A 22,650-nucleotide genomic window follows, 5' to 3' on the forward strand; every position below is an offset into this window, starting at 1 on the left:
GCCCTAACCCCCTCTTGCGTCAACGCCCTATCGTGCGCAGGGCCTGATCGAGGTCGGCGATGACATCATCCGGATCCTCCAGCCCGACGTTGAGGCGCAGCATATCCTCGGTAATGCCGACTTCCAGCCGTGCTTCTTCCGACATGCCAAAATGCGTGGTCGAGGCGGGATGGGTCATGAGCGAGCGCGAATCGCCGATATTGTTGCTGATGTCGACCAGCTCCAATCCGTTGAGCAGGCCATGCGCCTCCGCCCGGCCACCGCCGACATAGAGCGAGAAGATCGGGCCGGCTGCATCCATCTGCTGCATTGCCAGGGCGTGCTGCGGATGGCTTTCCAGGCCGGGATAATTGACCTTGGCCACGCGCCCTTCCAGGAATTGGGCGACCTTGAGCGCATTTTCGCTCTGACGGCGGATGCGCAGGTCCAGCGTTTCCAGCCCCTTGAGCACGACCCAGGCGTTGAAGGCGCTGAGCGTCGGGCCGGTGTTGCGGTGGAAGGGCAGCAGGACATTGTCGATCCAGTCGCGCGTGCCGCAGATGGCGCCGGCGAGCACGCGGCCCTGCCCGTCCATCATCTTGGTCGCGCTGTAGGCGACGACATCCGCCCCGAATTCCATCGGGCGCTGAAGCGCGGGCGATGCGAAGGCGTTGTCGACGACGGTGGTGATACCGCGCGCCTTGGCAATGGCGCAGACCGCCGCCAGATCGACGATGTCCATGGTCGGATTGGCCGGCGTTTCGAAGAAGAAGACCTTCGTATTGGGGCGAACGGCCGCTTCCCAGGCGGCGGTGTCGCTGCCGTCGATGGTCGTCGTTTCGATCCCGAAGCGCGGCAGCAGCGTGTCGGTCAGCCAACGGCATGAGCCGAAAGCAGCCTTGGCACCGACGACATGATCGCCGGCCGACAGCTGGCACAGCAGGGCAGCGGTCATCGCGGCCATGCCGGTAGCGGTGGCGCGGCAGGCCTCCGCCCCTTCCAGCAAGGCGATGCGCTGTTCCAGCATTTCCACGGTCGGGTTCTGGAGCCGCGAATAGGTCATGCCGACCTGATCGCCGGAAAAGCGCGCGGCGGCATCCTCCGCCCGATCATAGCTGTAGCCGCTGGTCAGGAAGAGCGCTTCGGACGTTTCGCCATATTCGCTGCGGGCCGTGCCGCCGCGAATGGCCAGCGTCGCCGGCTTCCAATTCTTCGTGATTTCCGGGTTCTGACCGCTCTTACGCTTCATATCGCCTTCCGCAATTCTACCTGCGGCGTGGCGCCGCTCAATATCTCGGCCATCTGGCTCATATCGCCATTACCGCCCGAGAGGATAACCGCAACCTTCTTGCCCTGCATTTGCGCCTTTTCCTGCAAGCAGGCGGCCAATGCGACCGCGCCGGCGCCTTCGGCCAGATTATGCGTGTCCTGCCAATAGATGCGAATCGCCTCCGCCACTTCATCGTCCGTCACGGCGACGAAGCGGTCGGCGCGCGGCCCGAAATAATCGAGCGCCGCCTGAACCGGGGTGCAGACCGCCACGCCGTCGGCAAAAGTATGGGCGGTGGGCGATGCGATCAGCCGGCCCGCCTCGAAGCTGCGCTTGGCCGCATCGACATGAGCGGAGACGACGCCGACTATTTTCGTCTTCAGGCCCAGCGCGTCGCGCGCGGCGATCGTGCCACAAAGGCCCGATCCGCAGCCGACCGGCACATAGACGGTGTCGAGGTCCGGCACCGCGTCGAACAGTTCCAGGCCATAGCTGGCGACGCCGCGCACCAGTTCGTCATGATAGGCCGGAACCATGAACAGGCCCTGCTCCTGCGCCATGCGGATCGCTTCCGCCTTAGCGCTGTCGAAATCATGGCCATGTTCGATGAGGGTCGCGCCGAAAGCGCGCATCGCCGCGTTCTTTTCCAGCGCATTGCCATGGGGGACGATGATGGTGGCGGACAGGCCGGCCGCCGTGGCGGCACGGACCTGCGCCTGTCCATGATTGCCGCGCGTGGCGGTGATGATGCCGGTGACGTCCGGATGGGTGCGGCGTAGCCAGTCGATATAGGTGATCGCGCCGCGCACCTTGAACGCGCCGGTGGGCGTGTGGTTCTCATGCTTGACCCACAGGTCGCAACCGCTGCGCCGACCAAGCAGCGGCCAGGCATATTGCGGGGTCGATGGCACCTGAGCATGGACCATGGCGGCGGCGGCGCGAAGGGAGGCGAGGGAGAAATCGGTCATGATGTGCCCTTATCCGCCGGGCAGGCAGTAGGACAGGACCGATAGCCGCAAATTGGACCGTTCAGGCGGCGCGCAGGCTGGGGCCGGTGAAGAGCGGGTGGAGATGCCGCTCCTCCCACTCCATTCGGTCGTAAAGGCCGTTCTGAAGGCTCAGTACGGCGTGGCGATAGCCCGACCAGTCCTGGGCGATCTGCGCCGGGGTCCATAACTTGATATGGTCGCTGTAGGACAGGAATAAAGCGACCATGGCGCGGCTATGGTCCCGCAATATGGTATCGGCATGCGGCGGCAGCGGCTTTTGGCGCAGCGCGCTGACCATCGCATCCTCCTGCCCCATATGTTCGCGGAACAGTTGCGAGAAGCGGGTCCGGCGGCGAGCGACTTCCGGCATGTCATCGGCATTGGCCGCCTGCATGACATGTGCGAAATCGCGCATGGCGGCACGCAGGTCGTCATGGCCCTGCGTCAATATCATCTGCATTTTTGCGTCCCCATTTTCCGATTAAATCGGATCGGGGACGCAAAACTTAAATCTTTCCGTCGCTTATGCGACGAAGTGAAGAATTTAGAGCACCGCCAGCACGGCGTCGCCCATCTCCACCGTGTTCATCGTACCGCCCAGATCGGGCGAACGCGCGCCGTTTGCCAGCGCCTTGGCCACCGCCGTTTCGATCCGGTCGGCCTGTTCGGGCAGGTTCAGCGAATAGCGCAGCATCATCGCGGCGGACAGGATGGTCGCCAGCGGGTTGGCCTTGCCCTGCCCGGCAATGTCGGGCGCGGAGCCATGGATCGGCTCATACAGGCCCTGCCCGCTGCCGTTCAGCGTCGCCGACGCCAGCATGCCAATGGAGCCGACGCACATGCTCGCCTGGTCCGAGAGGATGTCGCCGAACAGGTTGCCTGTGACGATGACGTCGAACTGGCCGGGGTTGCGGACCAGCTGCATCGCGGCATTGTCCACATACATATGGGTCAGGGCGACATCGGGATAATCAGCCGATACCTCGATCACCACGTCGCGCCACAATTGGCTGGTTTCCAGCACATTGGCCTTGTCCACCGAGCAGAGCTTGCCGCGACGGGCGCGGGCGGCCTGGAAACCGGCATGGGCGATGCGGCGCACTTCGGCTTCGTTGTACGACATGATGTCATAGCCTTCGCGCAGGCCGTCGGCGGTGGTGCGGAAACCCTTTTCACCGAAATAGACGTCGCCATTGGTTTCGCGGACGATCAGCAGGTCGATCGAGCCGGCGACTTCGGGCTTCAAGGCGCTTTCATGCGCCAGTTCCGGGAAGACCTTGGCCGGGCGGAGGTTGGAGAAGAGGCCCAATTCCTTGCGCAGGCCCAGGATCGCCTGTTCGGGGCGCAGATGGCGTTCCAGCGAGTCGCAGTCGGGATCGCCGACCGCGCCGAACAGGATGGCGTCGGCGCGCTTGGCGGTTTCGAGCGTTTCGGGCGGCAGCGGATGGCCGACCGCCTTATAAGCTGCGCCGCCGACGAGGCCGTCTTCATAGGTGAGGCCCGGAATCGCCAACGCATCCAGCACGCGCTTTGCCTGAGCGACGATTTCCGGGCCGATGCCGTCTCCGGGGAACAGGGCGATCAACATGGCGAGACTCCTTATATTGCGTGGCTGCCCCTTATGGAGACAGGAGGTTTCACGCAACCGCCCTTTTGAGACGATCGACCAGTCTTTCGCGGGCGGCGAGCATGTCGGCACGCCGGTCCGTCAGCACGGAGCGCTCCAGGAAGAAGCCGGTGAGGCGCAGGCCGTCCAATATCTGGGTCCAGTCGCCCATGCCGCCTTCCAGCAAGAAGGGCGGTAGAGGGAGCAGGCGATTTTCATAGCCGAATGCCCCGGCCCGGCTGACGGCGGCGGCGCTGCGGGGGCTGACATAGGCGAGGTCGGTTGCATCGCCCATCGCCGCGCACCGGGTGAGGTCTAGGCCGAAGCCCAGTTCTGCGAGAAGCAGCAGTTCGTAGCGGACGAGCGCCACGGCCCAGCCGCGCGCCGCCGGAGCTGCTTCCACCGCGTCCAGAACCGCCTCCAGCGCCTGATGCAGCGCCGGATAGGGCGTGCCTTCCGGCAAGGCAGCGGCGGTGAGGGCGCAACTCCAGTCGATCGCCACGGCGGGGAGCGGTTCGGCCAGCAAAGGCGCGCGGCTCTGGGCCAGTTCGACGGTCAGGCCCGCCAGTTGATCTTCCGTGCGGGCGCGGAAATCGGCCTTCACGATATTGCCGGGGAGCAATATCGGCCGCATCGTCCGGGACCGCCCGCCGCGGACATAGCCCGGCAACAGGCCATGATCCGGCGTCAGCAACCGCGCAATCGCGCCATGTTCGCCATGATGGCGCACGGCGCAGACGATCGCGGTGGTGGTGAGGCTGGGCATGGGTCAGGTCTGTACCGTGGGGTACCCCTCTGCGAAAGCGAAAGGCTGGAAATAACGCTTACTATGTCATCCCGGCCCTGAGCCGGGATCACGCTTCTTCTGCATCCTTGCCCATTACAACCAATTCTTGTCCCGAAAGGCAGCGGGACCCCGGATCAAGTCCGGGGTGACGAAGAGGAGCTATGCTCATTTTCGATAGACGCTCTTCAAATTCATGAACTCGTGGAGGCCATAGGGGCCGAGTTCGCGGCCGTGGCCGGAGCGCTTCACGCCGCCGAAGGGAGCCTCGGGGGCGGAGGAGAGCATCTGGTTCACGGCGGTCATGCCGGCCTGAACGTCGCGGACGAAGCGGGCTTCTTCCGCCGGGTCGGTGGTCCAGACCGAGGAGCCGAGGCCGAAGGGAATGGCGTTGGCGATAGCGATGGCGTCGTCGATGTCCGCCGCCTTGAAGAGCATGGCGATGGGGCCGAAAATCTCCTCCCCCATCAGCGCCGGGTCGGTCGGCACGTCGGTCAATATGCCGGCATCGATATAGGCGCCCGGCCCCGGCAGCGTTTCGCCGCCGATCAGGGTCGCGCCGGCGGCCTTCATCTTCCAAATCTGTTCCTGCACGGTGCGGCGCTGCTCTTCGCTCGAGAGCGGTCCCATGTCTGTGGCAGGGTCGAAAGGATCGCCGCTCTTCACCGCTGCCATCGCCGTGGCATAGCGTGCCAGGAAAGTGTCGTAGATATCGGCGTGGACGATCATGCGTTTGCCGCAGATGCAGGACTGGCCCGTATTCTGGATACGCGCGGTCACGGCCTGCTTCACCGCCGCGTCGAGATCGGCCGAGGGCATGACGATGAAGGGATCGGCCCCGCCCAGTTCCAGCACGACCTTCTTGAGTGCCCGGCCCGCCTGTTCGGCCACGGCGCGGCCGGCATCTTCGCTGCCGGTCAGCGTGACCGCCGCGACGCGATCGTCGGCGATGATCGCGGCCACTGCGCCGGAGCGGATGGGGAGATTCTGGAACAGGCCATCGGGTGCGCCGACCAGCGCCATCATCTCCTGCATCAGCGCGCCGACGCCCTGCACGTTGCTGGCATGTTTGAGCAGGCCGACATTGCCGGCGAGGATGCAGGGGGCAAGGAAGCGGGCGACCTGCCAATAAGGGAAGTTCCACGGCATCACCGCCAGCACCGGGCCGATGGGGAGCCAGACCAGATCGGCATTCCCGCCCGAGGCCAGCGGGATGCTGCCACCCTCCAGCATCGCCGGACCTTCCTTCGCATAATGGCGGAAGGCGGCGACGCATTTGTCGACTTCGGCCAGCGCCGACTTCAGCGTCTTGCCCATTTCCAGCGTGGCCATGCGGGCAAGCCGGTCGCGATGGTCATGATAGGCGTCGGCGAGGTCGGACAGGAGCGCCGTGCGTTCCGATATGTCCGTTTCCCGCCATGTCGCGAAGGTCGATGTGGCCCGCTCCAGCGCGGCGTCGATCTGCGCTTCGGTCAGTTCGGCGTGGGTGGCGATTTCTTCTCCGGTGGCGGGGTTGATGCTTTTCATGGTCGGCTCCGGATGGAATGATTCGGGATGGGAAGGCATATGGGGATGCCCTTCCCGGGTCACAACGAAGTCACGGGAGCGAAGTTCACACCGTCGATCGGAACGAAAAATGGGAGAAATCGACGCCGATGCGACGGATAGGCGACAGACAGGCCATGAAGGCGCGTCTGCAACGCGCCACCGAAGCGACAATTGGGGCACGGGGACGCGCCGGGTGGGTCACTGTCAGGTTCCGGTTTTCCGGGGGAGGATTGGGGTGGCAGCGGTGCGGAGCGGGTCATCGTGCAGGATAGATCAGAGATTATCCTACTTTGACAGGAAAAGGCGCCAGGGCCTCAGCCCTCCCGTCGCCGCGCGGATCAGCCCGGCCTTTTCTTGCCCGCGATATGGCGCGACAATTCCAGCCCAAATTCCTCGGCCAGCTTTTCGCGGACGCCGCCGCCACGAATCAACATGCCGCCCCAACCGCCATGCATGTTCTTCACTTCCACGCGGAAGCTGCCGAGACTGGCGCCCGATGTGGCGTCGATCACGTCCACCGTGCCTTCCAGCATGTCGGAACTCCAGGCGACGAGGATCGCCATGGCGGCGTCGGCGGTCTTGAGCATATCCAGGGTGATGCGCAGCTTGACCGGCGTGCCGTCATTCAGTTTCCATTCCCGCGCGACATCGCGGATCACCAGCGGAAACATCTGCTTGAAGGGCATTGTGGCATAGGTCGCCCCGTCCTGCGGCCCGGTGGGATAGCTGTTCGGGTCGAGCGGAGGCAGGCCGGCCTCGACCCGCTTGCGCGCAGCCTTGGCATCGCTTTCGGCCAGTTCCTCCAATATGCCCGGCGCGAAATCCAGATCCATGCCGGTAATCTTCACCGGCTGACCGGCGGCGAGCATAAGCGGCTGGGTTTCCTTGACCTGCCGGGCCTGCGCCGTGGGCGCGAGCAGCAAAAGCGGCACCAGAAAAGCAAGCGGACGACGCATGATGATTCCCCTTCAAGACCCCGCCGGGACGCTGGCAGACAGGCTTGAAATTCTGATTAACGCGGGTGCGTAATAGGGCTTGCCGATATGAAGCGTCTGGTAGGAGGCGCGTGGCTCCCATCATCAACGGGTTATTCGCATGCTCCGAACTGGACCCCGGCCTGCGCCGGGGAACAGAGGGCGTGGGTTCACGTCATCGCTTACTGGTATAAGGCGAGCGTTCTTCAGCCGTGGAAATAGTCATAGACCTGCTGCGCCACGGCCTTCGACACGCCGGGCGCTTTGGCGAGATCGTCCAGTGCGGCGTCTCGCACCGCGCGGGCCGTGCCGAAGTGCATCAGCAGCGCCTTCTTGCGCGCGGGACCGATGCCGGGGACTTCGTCCAGCGATGATACGGTGATCGCCTTGCTGCGCTTGGCGCGGTGGGCGCCGATGGCGAAGCGGTGGGCTTCGTCGCGGAGCCTTTGCAAATAGAAGAGTACCGGATGGTTGATCGGGAAGCTGATTTCGCGGCCGTCGAGCATGTGGAAGACTTCGCGACCGTCACGGCCATGATGCGGCCCCTTGGCCACGCCGATCATGGTCACATCCTCTATGCCCATTTCCTCCAGCATCGTGCGCGCAGCCGATAGCTGGCCCTTGCCACCGTCGATCAGGACTAGGTCGGGCCATTCTCCGCTGTCGCGATCCGGATCTTCCTTTTGCGCGCGCCCAAAGCGACGCTCGAACATTTCGCGCATCATCGCGAAATCGTCGTTGCTGATCGCCGGGTCTTTCATATTGAACTTGCGATAGGCGTTCTTGCGGAAGCCCTCCGGCCCGGCGACGACCATCGCGCCCAGCGCATGCGCGCCCTGAATATGGCTGTTGTCGTAGATTTCGATGCGGTCGGGCACGCCCTCCAGCCCGAAAGCCTCGACCATGTCGTCCATGATCCGGCCCTGGCTGGTGGTTTCGGCAAGGCGGCGGTCGAGCGCCTCCACCGCGTTGCGCTGCGCCTGTTTGATGAGGCGGGTGCGGTCGCCGCGCTGGGGGACTTCGATGCGGACCTTGCCCCCGGCCCGCTCGGCCAGCGCCAGCGCCATCAATTCGCATTCGGCCGGCTCGCGATCGGTCAGGATCAGGCGCGGCGGCGGCACTTCCTCGTAAAATTGCGCCATGAAGCTTTCCAGCACCTCCTCCGTCGCGACGTCGGCGGTGTGGACCGGGAAGAAGCTGCGATGGCCCCAATTCTGACCGCCGCGAATGAAGAAGGCCTGGATGCACATCGATCCGCCCTTTTCCGCCAGCGCGAAAATATCGGCGTCGCCCAGCCCTTCGGCATTGATCGCCTGGCTGCCCTGAATGAAGGTCAGCGCCTTCAGCCGGTCGCGGATCACTGCGGCCTGCTCGAAATCCATCGCGTCCGACGCCGCCTGCATGGACGCGCCCAGCTTCTTTTGCACGGCGGTGGATTTGCCGCCGAGGAAATCCTGCGCGTCCTTCACCAGTTCGGCATAGCCGTCCGTGTCGATGCGATCGACGCAGGGGGCCGAGCAACGCTTGATTTGATAGAGCAGGCAGGGGCGCGAGCGGTTGGAAAAGAAGCTGTCGGTGCAGGAGCGCAGCAGGAACAGCTTTTGCAGCGCGTTGATGGTGCGCGTGACCGATCCGGCGCTGGCGAAGGGGCCGTAATAGCGGCCCTTATATTTGCGCGCGCCGCGATGCTTCTGCACGCGGGGAAAGGCGTGATCGTCGCGCAGCAGGATGAAGGGGAAGCTTTTGTCGTCGCGCAGCAGGACATTGTAGGGCGGGCGATAGCGCTTGATCAGTTGCGCTTCCAGCAGCAGCGCTTCGGCTTCGCTGTTGGTGGTGACGATGGTCATGCTGCGCGTCTGGGCGACCATGCGTTGCAGCCGGCGCGGCAGACGATCGACCTGGGTATAGTTGGCGACGCGGTTTTTGAGCGCGCGAGCCTTGCCCACATAAAGCACGTCGCCGCGCGCATCATGCATGCGATACACGCCGGGCCGGATCGGCAGCGTCTTGAGCGTGGTGCGGATCGCCTCCACGCCCGTATCGATATCCGGCTGGCTGCCGGTGATGGTGAAGCTTGCCTTGTCTTCGTTGAAACGATCGGGGGATTGGGGGCCGGACATGAGGGCAGAGATAGCGTGCGCGCCATCTTTCGCAATGGCCGGGGTTGATGGAAAGAAGATGCGCCCTATCTATGCCGCACCGCACAAAAGATGGCGGCCTTTCCACGATCCACAAACAATCAGCATCAGAGGGACAACCCAATGAGCGTAAAAGCCTATGGCGCTTATGCGGCCGACAAGCCGCTGGAAGCCATCGACATCGAACGCCGCGCCGTTGGCGCGCATGACGTGCAGATCGCCATCGCCTATTGCGGCGTCTGCCATTCGGACCTGCATCAGGTCCGTTCCGAATGGGACGGCACGCAATATCCCTGCGTTCCGGGCCATGAAATCGTCGGCCATGTGACGGCCGTCGGCGACCATGTGAGCAAGTTCAAGGTCGGCGACACGGTCGGCGTCGGCTGTATGGTCGATAGCTGCCAGAGCTGCGCCTCCTGCGACGAAGGGCTGGAGCAATATTGCGAAACCGGTTTCGTCGGCACCTATAATGGCAAGACCGACGATGCGCCCGGCCATACGCTGGGCGGCTATTCGCAGAGCATCGTGGTGAAGGACGACTTCGTCCTGAAGGTCAGCCATGCGCCGGAACAGCTGGCGGCAGTCGCACCCCTGCTGTGCGCGGGCATCACCACCTGGTCGCCGCTGCGCCACTGGCAGGCCGGTCCCGGCAAGAAGGTCGGCATCGTCGGCATCGGCGGCCTGGGCCATATGGGCGTGAAGCTGGCCCATGCGCTGGGTGCGCATGTGGTGGCGTTCACCACGTCGGAGAGCAAGCGGCAGGATGCGCTGGCGCTGGGCGCGGACGAGGTGATCGTGTCGCGCAATGCGGACGAGATGGCGGCGCATGCCGGCAGCTTCGACTTCATCCTGAACACGGTGGCGGCGAGCCACGACCTGGACGCCTTTACCGCGCTGTTGAAGCGGGACGGGACGCTGACGCTGGTGGGCGTGCCGGAACATGCGCATCCCTCGCCCAATGTCGCAGCGCTGATCTTCAAGCGCCGGTCGATCGCCGGGTCGCTGATCGGCGGCATCGCGGAAACGCAGGAGATGCTCGATTTCTGTGCCGAGAAGGGCATCGTCGCGGAGATCGAGATGATCGCGGCGCAGGATATCGAAGACGCCTATGCGCGGATGCAGAAGAGCGATGTGAAATATCGCTTCGTGATCGACAACGCCACGCTGGCGGGTTGAGGTAAAGAGCGGGCGGTTTGTGAATAGGCCGCCCGATTTTTTCAGTGCCTCAGGACACAGACGGGGTTCGGTCCCACGCTTCCAACTGGACCCCGGCCTTCGCCGGGGAACGATGTCGGAGCGGTATGCCGAGCAAACAAAAAGGGCCGGTGCGACGTGCGCACCGGCCCTTTTTCGTTTCAGTCCGAACCGATCAGTTGATCGTGCCGAGACCCGAGATCGCGCTGTTCACCAGAGCCTTGTCGGCATTGGCGTCATGGCCCTGCGCGATCAGCGTCGCGGCAGCGGCGGTGGCTGCGTTCACGGCCTTGGCGCGGATGCCGGCGATGGCGGTGCGTTCGGCCGCGCCGATCTTGTCTTCCGCCATCTTCTGACGACGGACGACCAGCGCTTCGGCATTCACCTTGGCGTCGGCGATCAGCCCTTCGGCTTCATGCTCGGCCGCCTTGCGCATGGCGTCGGCTTCACCGGCCGCAGCGGCCAGCTTGGCTTCATATTCGCCCTTGAGCGCTTCGGCTTCGGCGCGCAATTTCGACGCTTCGGCCAGTTGTTCCTTGATCTGTGCGATCCGGCCGTCCAGCGCGCCGCCGATCAGGGCGGGCACCTTCTTGACCAGCAGGATGACGATGAACGCGGCCATCGCCAGGCTGACCCAGGCGGTGGCGTCCATGCCGACCGCCTTGGGATCGGTATGGGGCACGACCCCTTCATGGGCAACGGTACCGACAGGTTCCATGCCTTCGCTGTGAATTGCCTGGTTCAAGTGCGGAACCTCCGCTGCGCTGTGGGATGCTGCCTCAGCCATGGGCCAGTGCCGCCTTTACTGCATTGCGGGCTGCATCGTCCGACGCATCCACGCCGGAAATACGAGCCACCATGTCGCGCGCCGCATCGGCGGCGACGGTTTCGATTTCTGCCATGGCCGCGTCGCTGGCACCCTTGATACGGGCTTCGGCGGCGGCGATTTTCGTCGCGACCTCTGCATCGGCAGCGGCGAGACGGACTTCGGAAGCCTTGGCGGCTTCGCTCTTGGACTTGGCCAGCGTCGCCTGAGCGGCGGCGCGGTTTGCGGCGTCGCGGGTGCGGTAATCCGCTTCCGCTTCGTCGGCGCGGGCGAAGGCGGCCTTCGCCGCGTCCAGATCACCGCTGATCTTCGCGTCGCGCGCGTCCGCCGTACCCTGAACCTTCGGCACCATGCCGAGGCCGATGACGAAGAAGACGAAGCCGAACGTCAACAGCAACCAGAAAATCTGACTGGAATAGGTTTCGGCAATTTGCGCGATTTGAGGCATTATACGGTCCGTCCGATCAGAGGGCGGTCAATAAGGGAAGCGGACAGGATATGGCACGAAGCCGCCCTGCCCGCTCCTAATTTCGTGTGTTAGGCCACGAACACCAGGATCATGGCGATAACGAACGCCAGCAGACCCAGAAGTTCCGCCGCGGCGAAACCGATGAACAGACGACCCTGCTGGCCATCAGCAGCGCCCGGATTGCGCAGCGCGCCTTCGAGGAATGCGCTGAACACGTTGCCCACACCGAGGGCGGCGATGCCCGCACCGATTGCGGCCAGGCCAGCACCGAGCAGCTTTGCGGCTTCTGCGTCCATGTCGTAAACTCCCTTGTCAGATCAGATAAAAGTTGAGGAAAATCTCAGGTGAAACTTAGTGCAGGTTCTCGGCATCGTTCAGATAGACCGAGGTCAGCAGCGCGAACACATAGGCCTGGATGACCGCGACCAGCATTTCCAGCGCGCTGATGCCGATCATCAGGATGAAGCTGGCGGTGCCGACGGTCAGACCCAGCGCCGGCGAGGCGTTGGCGCTGTTGATGACGAAACCCGCCAGCACCTTCAGCAATACGTGGCCAGCGGTCATCGCGACGAACAGTCGCAGGCCAAGGCTGAACGGACGCACCATGAAGGAGACGAGTTCGATGAAGAAGAGCGGCACCACCATCGCGATCGGCGTGCCATGCGGCACGAACAGCGAGAAGAAGTGGAAACCATGCTTCCAGAAGCCGACGATCAGGACGATCGAGAAGCTCATGATGGCGAGCACGCCGGTCGCCGTGAAGTGGCTGGTGAAGGTGAAGGGGTGAAGCCCGACCAGACCCAGCGGCAGCAGACCCAGCAGGTTCGCCAGCAGGATGAACATGAAAAGCGAGAAGACATACGGGATGTACTTCCGGCCCTTGTCACCGATATTGGCGATCAGCAGGTTCTTGATAAAGCCGGTCATATATTCGACCGCCATCTGCCAGCGACCGGGAACCAGTTCACGCTTCATGCCGCCGATCACGAAGATCCACAGCACAACAGCGGCGAGCACCATATAGAGCGCGCTGTTGGTGAAGGCGATGTTGAAGCTACCCAGCGACCAGTGATCCGTACCGAACAGGGGTTCGATAGCGAACTGGTGCATCGGATCGATCTTGCCGGATTCTGCCACGTTGACCCCTGTAACGCTTAATATCTTAGGACTAGGAGCAAAGCGCCTTATCGTTCGGGCGGCTTCGTCGTCGTCAATCTGATGATGTTCCTGAAGGCCGCCACGATCCCAAGACCGAGGAAAACCAGCAGAAGCCAGGGTGTCGTGTCGAACAGCCGGTCAAGAACCCAACCAATCAACGCACCACCGACAAGACCCCCGATCAGTTCCGCCAGCACCCGGTTGCCCAGCCGCGAACCATCGTCCGCTGCCTGTTCCGTGGCGCCTTGCCTGACCTTCTCGACATGCTCGGCCTGCGCGATCCGCTCCTCCAAAGAAGCGATCCGCGAGTCCTCGCCCGCCTGGTCCTGTCCGGGTGTGTCCGCTGCCATACATCGTCTCCATCAGGCTTTACAGCCCGTGGCGTTCGGCATGGCGCTTGCGGCTGCACCCGTCAAGGCGAGGCCCCTCTAGGAAGGCATGGATGAAGTGTCAACCCCGACAAAAGCGGCTGAAATCGGCCTTTCGGACAATAGGCGCGCGCGATGGGTTCGGGGGGTTGCGTTAAGCTATTTTCCTATTTAGCTAAATATGAATGGACAAGATCTTCAAGGCGCTGGCATCCGAACCGCGCCGCCGCATCCTGGAATATCTGGCGGTCGAGCCGATGACGGTGGGCGAGATCGCCGACAATTTCGAGATGGCGATGCCGTCCATTTCCAAGCATCTGGCGGTGTTGAAAGCGGCCGGCGTGGTGCGCGAACAGAAGCGCGGGCAATATGTGCTCTACTCGCTGGTGGTGGAGGCGCTGACGGGGCAGTTATACGGGTTTCTGGCGCCTTATTGCGAGGACGCGCAACGGATTTTGGACGCACGGCCGAAGCGAAGGGGGCGGGATTGAGGGGGGTAGGAATGTGATTTCTTCGTCATGCCTGCCCCTTCAACAGGGTCGGGACAGGATTGAATAGGCATCCTGCTGTTTGGAAAAATAAGCGGGATCCCGGCGCAAGGCCGGGATGACGTCGAGGTGGATGGTGGCGTTGGGTGGTTTGAAGAGAAGGCTGCTTATCGTAGCCCTCTCCCGTTCTTCACGGGAGAGGGTTGGGTGAGGGTCTTTTTTTCTGGGCAATCGCATCCTTCCAGAAAGAAGAAAGACCCTCACCGACTTCGACTAAGGCAGCAAGCTGCCAAGTCTTCGTTGCCTCTCCCGCGAAGGCGGGAGAGGGTAACAGGAGCGTTCGCAACTGATACCATCATTCCTCCCTTGGAAGGGGAGGAATTTAGTAAGGCAAAAAAGGCGCGATAGCCGAGCCACCGCGCCTTTTCTTTATTCCCTGCAACCCGCTGCGATCAGCCGGCCGTTGCGCAATATCCCGGCAAAGCGATCGCACCCGCGCCCTTGGTTTCCCAGGCGCCGGCGCCGATGCGGTAGACCTGGCCCTGCTTCACCCGGCTGCTGAGCGTCTGGCAGCCGGTGGCGGCGGCGACATCCTGCACCGTCACGCCGCGCTGGCCGGCCAGTTGCGTGTAGGCGGCGCGGCGCTTGATGTTGATGGATTCGACTTCCGACCGCACATCGGCGCCGACCGTCCCGGCGATGCCGAGATAGCCGTCCGCCTGTTCGCCGACCGTGCCGGCCGACATGGCGGCGGCCACGGCGCCGGACTGGGCACGGGCCGGGGCGGTCATGATGAAACCGCTGGCCAGCGCGACTGCGGCGCCGGCGGCCAGGATCAGTAGCTTGCGTGTCATTGCGGGAACAACTCCGGATTATTCTGGATAAGATCCTGCGCGTCGCGTTGCAGCTTCACAACCACTTCCTGCTGGACCTTGACGTTCAGGTTGATTTCGATGGGCTTGTCGGGCGCCTTCACCTGGATGCAGCCGGTGAGGGCCAGCCCGGCGAAACCCGCCATCATGATCGTTCGCTTGTTCATTTCGGCTCCCCGTTTGGCACCTTGTCGCTTTCCAAAGGCTGAACCGCAAGCCCCTGCACCGTTTTCGATCGCATCTTTTCCTGCGCTTCTTCACCAATCTTGTCGCGGATCGTCTGGGTGGGGTCGATGAAGGACTGGCCCGTGCCCAGCAGACCACGGAATGGCGCCTGCACGCGCACGTTGAAGATGAAGGGCAGGCCGATGAAACTGCGGCTGATGCCCGATGGCGCGTCGCCCAACTTACCCCGGTTCACGCCGTTGAAGACGACGTTGGTCACCATTTCCCCGTCCAGCGCGCCGTCCATCAGGATGGTGAGGCATTTATATTGCAGATCCTTGAGCGCGTCGAAGGCCATCTTGCCCATCACGCCGACCTGCTCGTTGGAGACGGGGCCGACATAGGAAAGGACGCCCGACTGGCGCGTGGGATCGCAGGGGATGGTCGGCAGCACGCCTTCGGGCATGATGAGCGGGGGCATGCCCTGCTGCCGCGCGACCAGTACGCCGCCTGCGACGCGGCCGCCCTTGGCATTGAAGATCAGCGGCATGATGCCGTCGAACGTGCCGGTGGCGGAGACATTGTCCAGTTCCATCGCCTGGATGAAGGCGCCGGCGTCCAGGCCGATGACGCGGAAGGTCAGATAGCGATCGACATCCTCGCCGAAATTCATCGTCGTGGGGAGCAGGTCCAGCTTGCCCCCGGAGAAAGGCCAGCCGCCGCCTTCGATACGGACTTTCTGCCCGGCCTCCAGATGATAGCGGACCACGCCGTCATTTACCTCGACACCCGGATTGACCTTGGCGATGCGGACTTCCTGCCCCGGCGCGGTGATGAGGCCGATGAGGTCGGTGAAGTGGATTTCGCCGGACAGCCCCTGGACCGGGCCGAAGGCGGCAGCGAGATTGGCGTTGTCGGTGCGGAAGGTGCCGGTGCTGGTGACATTGGAGCCGGTCCAGTCGATCCGCCCCTGCCCCGTCACCTTCGCATTCACATTGGCGACGACGCCCAGCGCGATCGGGGTAATATCCTCGGGCTGGAGGCCGGGGCCGAAATTGAGGTCCGGGACGGTCAGGTCGGCATGGCCCTTCGCGCTGGACAGATCGTGGAGGATGGCGGTGCGGGCGACCAGTGCGCCGCCGCGCGGGGCGGTGAGCGATCCGCTGGCGGTGATGCGGCCATCCTTCATCGCCAGCGCGAAGTCGGGCGAGAGCAAGGGCACGAAGCGGGCCGGCGATTGCGAATCGCGCACGGTCACGGCGGCGCGGAAGGCGAGCGCGCCTTTGGCAAAGCTCCAGTCGCCCGCGCCCTGCTCCATGATGAGCGGTACGGCGCCGATCTGGCCGCCTGCCCCGCCGACCTTGCCGGCAAAGCCGTCCTTCGTCGCCGCGCCGTCCAGGGTGGCGGCGGCGAGGCGGACGGCGGGCGCGTCCTGCGGGCCGATGGTGAGCGCGGGATTGGCGAGCGCGAAGCCGGTGCGGCCAAGGACCATGCGCGCATGATCGGCGGTCAGGCGCATGGGGTTGTCGCCGTTGCGGCCAGCGAGGGCGAGGTCGCGGATTTCCGCGCCGCCGCTGGTGCCGGCGGGACCGGTGGCAAACATCGCGCCGCCGACCGGGCATAAAGTCTGGCGGGTCTGGCCGAGCGCGAAGGCGCCATAGCGGGCCTCCACCAGCGAGACGGGGACGCAGGACGGGTTGATCGATAGCGCGCCATTGGCGGCCATGCGCCCTTCGACCGGCAGGCTGAGGCCGCGCAGGCGGCCGTCGGGCAGCGGGCCGTCGAGCCGCAGCGCGGTGGAGAAGCGCGTAGCGCCGTTCGAGTCGGCGGTGAAGCGGACCCGGTCGAGCGCCAGCCGCGCGTCGCCGGCGGCATAGGGATCGACGAACAATTCGCCGCCGAAGCCGCCGCTCGGCCGCCGCGCCAGTCGCAACGCGGCGTTGGGCAGGCCGCCCCCACCGGTCTTGAGCGCGCCGTCGAGCGACCAGTCGAGGCCGCCCTTCCTGCCCGGCCATGACAAGGTGACGAGGCTGTCCTGCGCCAGGCCGATGCGGGCGCCGCTGCGTGCGTCGAGCGCGGCGTCGGTGACGACCACGCTGCCGCCGGATGGTTTCTGGACCAGGGCGAAACGGGTGCGCAGGCGATTGGCCCTGCCCGCGCGATTGACGGCGTCGGCCAATTGGGTGGCGAGCGGGCCGACCGGCGTGCCGGCCGCTGCCGTGCGCAGGCTGGCGAGCGGATCGCGGTTGCTCATGTGGAGGTCATCGCCCGACAATGTGCCCTTCAGGCTGTTGCCCTGCGCGTCCAGCACGAAGTCGCCCGACAGGCCGGCGTCGCGCAGCAACGCGCCTTGTGCCGTCAGCGCCTTCGCGGCCATGCGCAGATTGCCGCTGGTGCGGGCAGCGCGGCCATCGAATGCGATGCGGCCCGAAGGCGCGGCCATGACGAACCCCTTGCCCTTGAGCGCATCACCCGACAGGTCGACATGCCCCTTCCAATGGTCGAGCGCCTGGCTGAGATTGATGTCGATAACGGCGGCTGGCCGGGCGATGGCCGCGCCGGCATCGCGGCAGGCGAGCGCGTCGGCGCGGACCGGGCCTGAGAGAGTGGGCTGACCCTGCCGCATGGCGATATCGACCATGGCGGTGGCGCGGGTCAGGCCACAGCCCGCCAGTGAAGCGCGCGGCATGGCAGCGGCCAGGCGGCCACGGAAGCCCGATTGCAGATTGCCGGTGCCGTCCAGCTGCATGCCGACCCGGCCGGCATCGGTGTCCAGCGTCAGCCGGGCGTCGGCGATCGACACGAGAATGTCGGGCAGGCTGAAGGGTGCGGTGGAATCGGGATCGCGGAATTTGTCCAGTTCGCCCAGACGCAGCACGCCGTCCTCCATGGAACCGTGCATCCGCACGCCACCGGCGCGGACCGCCGCGACCTGCGGCGTCAGGCCGGCAAAGGCGATATCGACCTCCACCCAGCGCGCCGTCAGATCAGGCCGGGCGGGATTGCCGAGCACGATATTTTCGATCCGCTGGGTGCGGAACCCGACATCGACCAGATCGTAATTCGCCTGAACCCCGCGCCGGTTGAGTTCGCGGCTGACGAAATTTTCCGCAATGGGCGCGCGCTGCGTCCAGAGCCCGACCAGCACCAGCGCGAGCGACCCGGAGCCGACGCCCAGCCAACGCAGCCATGCCCGGCGAACCGTTTCTTCGCCGTCCTGTTCTTCCATGCTTATGGCCAACCCCGGCTTAATTCGACGCAGACGTCCGTAACGGACGCATAACGTCCTTGCGCCCTTAAATATCCTTGCCCCACGATTCCGCAACGCATAGCGTCATCGGGGCTGATGAAGGGGGCGATATTTGGCCGATCAGGATGACAGGATCGCCCATGACGGCGCAGGCCATCGTGCCCGGTTGCGGCAGAAGCTGGCGGATAGCGGCGGCGAAGCGTTGCACGACCATGAACTGATCGAATATCTGCTGGCGCTGGCCATCCCCCGTCGCGACACCAAGCCGCTGGCCAAGGCGTTGCTGCGCGAGTTTGGCGGGATCGGCGGGCTGATGACCGCCGATTGGACCGCGATCGCGCGGGTGCCCGGCATGGGCGACACCAGCGTGGCGGCGATCAAGATCGTGCAGGCGACGGCATTGCGGATGTTGCGCAACGATGTGGCGGTGCGACCGGTGCTGGCCAGTTGGCAGGCGTTGCTGGACTATCTGCGCGCGGACATGGCGTATCTGAGCGTCGAACGGGTGCGTGTGTTGCACCTCAACAGCCGCAACATGTTGATCCGCGACGATCATATGGGCGACGGATCGATCGATCAGGCGGCGATCTATGTGCGGGAGGTGATCAAGCGCGCGATGGATCTGGGATCGGCGGCGCTGATATTGGTGCATAACCACCCGTCGGGCGATCCATCGCCCAGCCGGCAGGATATCGACATTACGCGCCAGATCGTGGAGGCCGGCAAGCGGCTGGGCATCGCCGTGCATGACCATATCATCATGGCGGCAAGCGGGCATACCAGCCTGCGGGCGCAGGGGTTGCTTTAAACGAACCCCATCATCCCAGCGCACGCCAAGATGAGACTTTACTCTTTCCGTTTAGCAGGAGCGTCATGCCGGCTTTAGCCGGCATGACGCAATTTTGCTTCAGCCGTTGAAGCCGAAGTTCAAAAATTCCGGCATCGGGCCGTTCCAGCCATCGTCCGGACCATCATCGACAGGATCGTGGCGACGGCGCGGCGGCGGCGCGGATGCGCTGCGGTCGGGACGCGAATCGCGCGGCTGCGTGTCGCGGGGGCGATCGTCTCGCGCGCGGTTGTCGCGGGGACGTTCTTCACGGGGACGTTCCTCACGCGGCCGTTCTTCCCGTGCGCGCTCTTCGCGCGGACGTTCCTCGCGCGGACGCTCTTCACGGGCGCGCTCTTCCTTGGCCCTGGCTTCGCGCGGCTTGCGCTCCGGACGCGCAGCCCTGCCCTCTTCGCGCTTTTCTTCACGCGCCGGTTCGGCACGCTCTTCGCGCGCGGGCGCGCTGATATATTCGATCTTCGTGCCGATCAGCTTCTGGATATTGTCGATCGCCTCGGCATCTTCGGCCGTCACGAACGTGTAGGCGGTGCCGGTCGCGCCCGCACGACCGGTGCGGCCGATGCGGTGGACATAATCGTCCGGATGCCAGGGCGCGTCGAAGTTGAAGACGTGGGACACGCCCTTGATATCCAGCCCGCGGGCCGCGACGTCCGACGCGACGAGGATGTTCACCTTGCCCTCACGGAAACGCTCCAGCTCGGCGATGCGCGAGGACTGGTCGATATCGCCATGGATTTCGCCCGACTTGAAGCCGTGGCGTTGCAGGCTCTTGTTGAGATCCCGCACCGTGGTCTTGCGGTTGCAGAAGATCACTGCGCTGGTGACGTTTTCCGCCTCCAGCATGTCGCGCAGCGCATCGCGCTTCTTGCGCGAATCGACCTTCACCAACCGCTGGGTGATGTTGGTGGAGGCCGTTGCCGGGCGCGCCACTTCGATCGACTTGGGGTTGGACAGGAATTTGTCGGCCAGCTTCTTGATGACCGGCGGCATGGTCGCGGAGAAGAGCAGGGTCTGCCGCTGCGTGGGCAGCTTGGTGCAGATTTCCTCGATATCCGGGATGAAGCCCATGTCGAGCATGCGGTCGGCTTCGTCGATGACCAGCATCGAACAGCCGTTGAGCAAAATCTTGCCGCGACCGAACAGGTCCATCAGGCGGCCCGGCGTCGCGATCAACACGTCGACGCCCTTTTCCAGCGCCTTGAGCTGATCGCCCATCTGCACGCCGCCGATCAGCAGCGCCATGTTGAGCTTGTGATATTTGCCGTATTTCTCGAAATTTTCGGCCACCTGCGCCGCCAGTTCGCGGGTCGGCTCCAGGATCAGCGAGCGCGGCATCAGCGCGCGGGCGCGGCCATGGGCGAGAATGTCGATCATCGGCAGCACGAAGCTGGCCGTCTTGCCCGTGCCCGTCTGGGCGATGCCGATAATGTCCCGCATCATGAGGACGGACGGAATTGCCTGCGCCTGGATCGGCGTCGGTGTGTCGTAACCGGATTCGGTTACGGCCTTGAGCAATTCGTCGGAAAGGCCGAGATCGGCAAAAGTCATTCAATAGTCCGGGACAGGAGGCTTATCCGTCCTGCGCGGATGCGAGACGGAAATCCGCCGCGCATTGCGAAAATATTGGCCACTTGTCAAGAAAATCGCGCAAATGAAAGGCTATGGCGCACGATCAGTCATCTTCATCGACCGGGATGAGGCGACGAAAACTGTCGATTGCGCAGCTGAGGCCACTGCGCGCCTGCAATTCGTCCCTGCCCGAACAGAGCGAGCCGTCAGCGTCCGGTTCCACATAGAAGCCCGAATAGAAGCCGGTCGAGTCGCAGCCCCGTTCGAGCCGGGCCCGATAGCGGTGATCATCGGCCAGTATGAGGTCCACGCCATTGTCCACGACGATGCTGGCGCCACGGATCGAGCGCAACGCGACGCAGCGTGGCCCCTTCTTTTCTTCCCAGCCATTGCGCGCATCGGGCGCGATTCGCGCGGGCGCGCGCCCTTTCTTCACCATCGGCACGCGGATGATCACGCGCTGCTGGATGGACAATTGCGCCCATTGGACCGGGTCGCCGGTCGATGCGGAAATCAGCAGCAATATGGAATGAACCAAGACGGACCCCTTTATGGGACGAATACGCTATTGGCCGATGGTTGAACCGTCGATGAATTCCGAGGCATAAGCCCGTCCCATGATAGGACAAGACATGATCGACCGCTTCGTCGCCCTGCTCGGCCCCAAGGGGGTCGTGACCGACCCCGACGATATCGCCCCCTGGGTCAGCGACTGGCGCGGCCGATATCATGGCGCGGCCGTCGCCATAGTGGCGCCGGCCTCTACGCAGGAAGTGGCCGCGACCGTAGCGCTGGCGGCGGAACTGGGCGTCCCGCTGGTGCCGCAGGGTGGCAATACGTCGATGGTCGGTGGCGCGACCCCACCGGCGGACGGGTCAGCACTCATCCTTTCGTTGCGACGGATGAACCGGATTCGCAGCCTGTCGCCGGACGACAATCTGGCGGTGTGCGAGGCCGGGGTGATATTGAGCGTGCTGCATGACGCGGCGGAAGAGGCCGGACGGCGCTTTCCGCTCAGCCTGGGCGCGAAAGGCTCCGCCACGATCGGCGGGCTGGTGTCCACCAATGCCGGCGGGACGCAGGTGTTGCGCCACGGCACGATGCGGGCGCTGGTCGAGGGGATCGAGGCGGTGCTGTCCGATGGCAGCATCTTCGACGGGCTGGACGCGCTGAAGAAAGATAATCGCGGTTACGACATCAAACAGCTGTTGATCGGCGCGGAAGGGACACTGGGCGTCGTCACCGCCGCGTCGCTACGGTTGGCGCCCGCCATTGCCGCGCGCGCCGTGGGATGGGTCGGTGTGCAGACGCCGGCCGACGCGCTGGCGCTGCTGCGGATTGCCGAAACCATGTTGGGCGACAGTGTCGAAGGCTTCGAGGTGATCGCGGACGAGACGCTGGGCTTCGTGCTGGGTCATATCCCCGGCACGCGATCGCCGATCGAGACGCGTACGCCCTGGCATGTGCTGATCGAGGTGGATCATGCCGACCTGTCCGACCCCAGCCCGTCCGATCGGCTGGAGGCGGCACTGGCGGATGCGTTCGAGCGTGGCATTGCGATCGACGCCGCCATTGCGGCGAATGAAGCCCAGGCAGAAGCCTTTTGGCGCATCCGCGAATCCCTGTCGGAATCGGAAAAGGCGCAGGGGCCGGCGCTGCAATATGATATCAGCGTGCCGGTGGCGAAGATGCCCGCCTTCATGATCGAGGCGGCGCAGGCGGCCGAGCAGGCTTTCCCCGGCACCACCGCGTCTTCCTTCGGCCATCTGGGCGATGGCAACGTCCATTTCCATGTACGCGCGCCCAAGGGGACCAGCGACGGGCCAGCCTGGATCGCGGCGCAGGGGCAGGCGATCAATGCGTTCGTGCATGATGCGGTGGTCGCGGCGGGCGGCTCCATCTCCGCCGAACATGGCATCGGCCAGATGAAGCGCGCGGAGTTGGGCCGCCTTTCAACCCCGGCGCGGATCGGCGCGCTGCGCGCGATCAAGTCGGCGTTCGACCCCAAGGGCCTGTTCAATCCGGGCAAGCTGATCCCACTGCCCGAAGAAGGCTGAGAGTCCGTTTTGGGAAATGCGCGAAAGAGCGCATTTTCGATGCGGTACCGGCCCGCTCCCCCGCCCGGCCGCCCATCAGGGTACCATGTCTGGGCGGCC

Annotated in this window: 22 protein-coding genes; 4 read left to right on the forward strand and 18 right to left on the reverse strand. The window is 64.4% G+C overall.

Going from position 1 to position 22,650, the window contains the following annotated elements; genetic code table 11:
* Positions 1–19: 19 nt before the first annotated feature.
* The 8 genes from F4U94_RS06155 to uvrC all read right to left on the reverse strand — a co-directional run bounded on the left by F4U94_RS06155 (position 20) and on the right by uvrC (position 9,270).
* The gene (locus F4U94_RS06155) at positions 20–1,228 is read right to left on the reverse strand and encodes a trans-sulfuration enzyme family protein (RefSeq protein WP_120249936.1); all 1,209 of its coding nucleotides are present in this window, start codon (positions 1,226–1,228) and stop codon (positions 20–22) included.
* Positions 1,225–2,217: a threonine dehydratase gene (locus F4U94_RS06160; RefSeq protein ID WP_150411870.1), complete on the reverse strand. Its 993-nt coding sequence runs from the start codon at positions 2,215–2,217 to the stop codon at positions 1,225–1,227. The genes F4U94_RS06155 and F4U94_RS06160 overlap by 4 nt, the downstream gene beginning before the upstream one ends.
* Positions 2,218–2,278: 61 nt before the next feature.
* Complete coding sequence (locus tag F4U94_RS06165) at positions 2,279–2,698, reverse strand: hypothetical protein (protein WP_120249934.1); 420 nt, start codon at positions 2,696–2,698, stop codon at positions 2,279–2,281.
* Positions 2,699–2,782: 84 nt separating this feature from the next.
* Positions 2,783–3,826, reverse strand: coding sequence for a 3-isopropylmalate dehydrogenase (gene leuB, locus F4U94_RS06170; protein WP_120249933.1), 1,044 nt, complete (start codon positions 3,824–3,826; stop codon positions 2,783–2,785).
* A 49-nt stretch (positions 3,827–3,875) separates the two neighbouring features.
* A complete protein-coding gene (gene recO / locus F4U94_RS06175) occupies positions 3,876–4,610 on the reverse strand; it encodes a DNA repair protein RecO (protein ID WP_120249932.1) in 735 nt (244 codons plus the stop codon).
* A gap of 186 nt (positions 4,611–4,796) precedes the next feature.
* On the reverse strand, positions 4,797–6,155 hold the full coding sequence (locus F4U94_RS06180) for an NAD-dependent succinate-semialdehyde dehydrogenase (protein WP_120252034.1): 1,359 nt from the start codon (positions 6,153–6,155) through the stop codon (positions 4,797–4,799).
* A 359-nt stretch (positions 6,156–6,514) separates the two neighbouring features.
* The gene (locus F4U94_RS06185) at positions 6,515–7,132 is read right to left on the reverse strand and encodes a hypothetical protein (protein ID WP_120249931.1); all 618 of its coding nucleotides are present in this window, start codon (positions 7,130–7,132) and stop codon (positions 6,515–6,517) included.
* Positions 7,133–7,356: 224 nt separating this feature from the next.
* Positions 7,357–9,270 carry an excinuclease ABC subunit UvrC gene (gene uvrC / locus F4U94_RS06190; protein ID WP_120249930.1) on the reverse strand — a complete coding sequence of 638 codons (1,914 nt, stop codon included), beginning with the start codon at positions 9,268–9,270 and terminating at the stop codon, positions 7,357–7,359.
* Between the two features lie 141 nt (positions 9,271–9,411).
* Between uvrC and F4U94_RS06195 the strand changes: the two genes are divergently transcribed.
* Positions 9,412–10,464 (forward strand): NAD(P)-dependent alcohol dehydrogenase, encoded by a 1,053-nt coding sequence (locus F4U94_RS06195; RefSeq protein WP_120249929.1) that lies wholly within the window; start codon positions 9,412–9,414, stop codon positions 10,462–10,464.
* Positions 10,465–10,657: 193 nt separating this feature from the next.
* Here the strand turns inward: F4U94_RS06195 and F4U94_RS06200 are convergent, their stop codons facing one another.
* From F4U94_RS06200 to F4U94_RS06220, 5 genes are all read right to left on the reverse strand, one after another.
* Entirely contained in the window at positions 10,658–11,269 is a 612-nt protein-coding gene (locus F4U94_RS06200; protein ID WP_120249928.1) for a F0F1 ATP synthase subunit B family protein, read from the reverse strand.
* Positions 11,262–11,756, reverse strand: a complete 495-nt coding sequence (locus F4U94_RS06205) for a F0F1 ATP synthase subunit B family protein (RefSeq protein ID WP_120249927.1) — start codon at positions 11,754–11,756, stop codon at positions 11,262–11,264. Before F4U94_RS06205 ends, F4U94_RS06200 begins: the two co-directional genes overlap by 8 nt.
* Before the next feature lie 89 nt (positions 11,757–11,845).
* Positions 11,846–12,073: a F0F1 ATP synthase subunit C gene (locus F4U94_RS06210; RefSeq protein ID WP_006961951.1), complete on the reverse strand. Its 228-nt coding sequence runs from the start codon at positions 12,071–12,073 to the stop codon at positions 11,846–11,848.
* A 55-nt stretch (positions 12,074–12,128) separates the two neighbouring features.
* The gene (locus F4U94_RS06215; protein ID WP_486387658.1) at positions 12,129–12,887 is read right to left on the reverse strand and encodes a F0F1 ATP synthase subunit A; all 759 of its coding nucleotides are present in this window, start codon (positions 12,885–12,887) and stop codon (positions 12,129–12,131) included.
* 74 nt (positions 12,888–12,961) lie between these two features.
* Positions 12,962–13,285: an AtpZ/AtpI family protein gene (locus F4U94_RS06220; RefSeq protein ID WP_120249925.1), complete on the reverse strand. Its 324-nt coding sequence runs from the start codon at positions 13,283–13,285 to the stop codon at positions 12,962–12,964.
* Positions 13,286–13,488: 203 nt separating this feature from the next.
* Between F4U94_RS06220 and F4U94_RS06225 the strand changes: the two genes are divergently transcribed.
* The gene (locus F4U94_RS06225; protein ID WP_120249924.1) at positions 13,489–13,794 is read left to right on the forward strand and encodes a metalloregulator ArsR/SmtB family transcription factor; all 306 of its coding nucleotides are present in this window, start codon (positions 13,489–13,491) and stop codon (positions 13,792–13,794) included.
* A gap of 449 nt (positions 13,795–14,243) precedes the next feature.
* Here the strand turns inward: F4U94_RS06225 and F4U94_RS06230 are convergent, their stop codons facing one another.
* From F4U94_RS06230 to F4U94_RS06240, 3 genes are read right to left on the reverse strand one after another with little or no spacing between them, the layout of a single operon-like run.
* A complete protein-coding gene (locus tag F4U94_RS06230) occupies positions 14,244–14,645 on the reverse strand; it encodes a YdbL family probable chaperone protein (protein WP_120249923.1) in 402 nt (133 codons plus the stop codon).
* Positions 14,642–14,830, reverse strand: coding sequence for a YnbE family lipoprotein (locus F4U94_RS06235; RefSeq protein ID WP_120249922.1), 189 nt, complete (start codon positions 14,828–14,830; stop codon positions 14,642–14,644). Before F4U94_RS06235 ends, F4U94_RS06230 begins: the two co-directional genes overlap by 4 nt.
* Entirely contained in the window at positions 14,827–18,057 is a 3,231-nt protein-coding gene (locus F4U94_RS06240) for an intermembrane phospholipid transport protein YdbH family protein (protein WP_150411871.1), read from the reverse strand. The genes F4U94_RS06235 and F4U94_RS06240 overlap by 4 nt, the downstream gene beginning before the upstream one ends.
* A gap of 133 nt (positions 18,058–18,190) precedes the next feature.
* On the opposite strand from F4U94_RS06240, the gene radC reads away from it, so the two are divergent.
* The gene (radC, locus tag F4U94_RS06245; protein ID WP_120249920.1) at positions 18,191–18,886 is read left to right on the forward strand and encodes a RadC family protein; all 696 of its coding nucleotides are present in this window, start codon (positions 18,191–18,193) and stop codon (positions 18,884–18,886) included.
* A 99-nt stretch (positions 18,887–18,985) separates the two neighbouring features.
* Here the strand turns inward: radC and F4U94_RS06250 are convergent, their stop codons facing one another.
* The gene (locus tag F4U94_RS06250) at positions 18,986–20,473 is read right to left on the reverse strand and encodes a DEAD/DEAH box helicase (RefSeq protein WP_120249919.1); all 1,488 of its coding nucleotides are present in this window, start codon (positions 20,471–20,473) and stop codon (positions 18,986–18,988) included.
* Between the two features lie 124 nt (positions 20,474–20,597).
* Positions 20,598–21,032 carry a hypothetical protein gene (locus F4U94_RS06255; protein WP_120249918.1) on the reverse strand — a complete coding sequence of 145 codons (435 nt, stop codon included), beginning with the start codon at positions 21,030–21,032 and terminating at the stop codon, positions 20,598–20,600.
* 79 nt (positions 21,033–21,111) lie between these two features.
* Between F4U94_RS06255 and F4U94_RS06260 the strand changes: the two genes are divergently transcribed.
* Positions 21,112–22,551 (forward strand): FAD-binding oxidoreductase, encoded by a 1,440-nt coding sequence (locus F4U94_RS06260; protein ID WP_120249917.1) that lies wholly within the window; start codon positions 21,112–21,114, stop codon positions 22,549–22,551.
* The last annotated feature ends 99 nt before the right edge of the window (positions 22,552–22,650 follow it).

This window comes from Sphingobium limneticum (assembly GCF_008710155.1).
Classification (GTDB): domain Bacteria; phylum Pseudomonadota; class Alphaproteobacteria; order Sphingomonadales; family Sphingomonadaceae; genus Sphingobium; species Sphingobium limneticum.

Bases quoted from the DNA above. Each gene is read 5' to 3' on its own strand.
- F4U94_RS06155 (WP_120249936.1), bottom strand. From the start codon at position 1,228: ATGAAGCGTAAGAGCGGTCAGAACCCGGAAATCACGAAGAATTGGAAG.
- F4U94_RS06160 (WP_150411870.1), bottom strand. From the start codon at position 2,217: ATGACCGATTTCTCCCTCGCCTCCCTTCGCGCCGCCGCCGCCATGGTC.
- F4U94_RS06165 (WP_120249934.1), bottom strand. From the start codon at position 2,698: ATGCAGATGATATTGACGCAGGGCCATGACGACCTGCGTGCCGCCATG.
- leuB (WP_120249933.1), bottom strand. From the start codon at position 3,826: ATGTTGATCGCCCTGTTCCCCGGAGACGGCATCGGCCCGGAAATCGTC.
- recO (WP_120249932.1), bottom strand. From the start codon at position 4,610: ATGCCCAGCCTCACCACCACCGCGATCGTCTGCGCCGTGCGCCATCAT.
- F4U94_RS06180 (WP_120252034.1), bottom strand. From the start codon at position 6,155: ATGAAAAGCATCAACCCCGCCACCGGAGAAGAAATCGCCACCCACGCC.
- F4U94_RS06185 (WP_120249931.1), bottom strand. From the start codon at position 7,132: ATGCGTCGTCCGCTTGCTTTTCTGGTGCCGCTTTTGCTGCTCGCGCCC.
- uvrC (WP_120249930.1), bottom strand. From the start codon at position 9,270: ATGTCCGGCCCCCAATCCCCCGATCGTTTCAACGAAGACAAGGCAAGC.
- F4U94_RS06195 (WP_120249929.1), top strand. From the start codon at position 9,412: ATGAGCGTAAAAGCCTATGGCGCTTATGCGGCCGACAAGCCGCTGGAA.
- F4U94_RS06200 (WP_120249928.1), bottom strand. From the start codon at position 11,269: ATGGCTGAGGCAGCATCCCACAGCGCAGCGGAGGTTCCGCACTTGAAC.
- F4U94_RS06205 (WP_120249927.1), bottom strand. From the start codon at position 11,756: ATGCCTCAAATCGCGCAAATTGCCGAAACCTATTCCAGTCAGATTTTC.
- F4U94_RS06210 (WP_006961951.1), bottom strand. From the start codon at position 12,073: ATGGACGCAGAAGCCGCAAAGCTGCTCGGTGCTGGCCTGGCCGCAATC.
- F4U94_RS06215 (WP_486387658.1), bottom strand. From the start codon at position 12,887: ATGCACCAGTTCGCTATCGAACCCCTGTTCGGTACGGATCACTGGTCG.
- F4U94_RS06220 (WP_120249925.1), bottom strand. From the start codon at position 13,285: ATGGCAGCGGACACACCCGGACAGGACCAGGCGGGCGAGGACTCGCGG.
- F4U94_RS06225 (WP_120249924.1), top strand. From the start codon at position 13,489: ATGGACAAGATCTTCAAGGCGCTGGCATCCGAACCGCGCCGCCGCATC.
- F4U94_RS06230 (WP_120249923.1), bottom strand. From the start codon at position 14,645: ATGACACGCAAGCTACTGATCCTGGCCGCCGGCGCCGCAGTCGCGCTG.
- F4U94_RS06235 (WP_120249922.1), bottom strand. From the start codon at position 14,830: ATGAACAAGCGAACGATCATGATGGCGGGTTTCGCCGGGCTGGCCCTC.
- F4U94_RS06240 (WP_150411871.1), bottom strand. From the start codon at position 18,057: ATGGAAGAACAGGACGGCGAAGAAACGGTTCGCCGGGCATGGCTGCGT.
- F4U94_RS06250 (WP_120249919.1), bottom strand. From the start codon at position 20,473: ATGACTTTTGCCGATCTCGGCCTTTCCGACGAATTGCTCAAGGCCGTA.
- F4U94_RS06260 (WP_120249917.1), top strand. From the start codon at position 21,112: ATGATAGGACAAGACATGATCGACCGCTTCGTCGCCCTGCTCGGCCCC.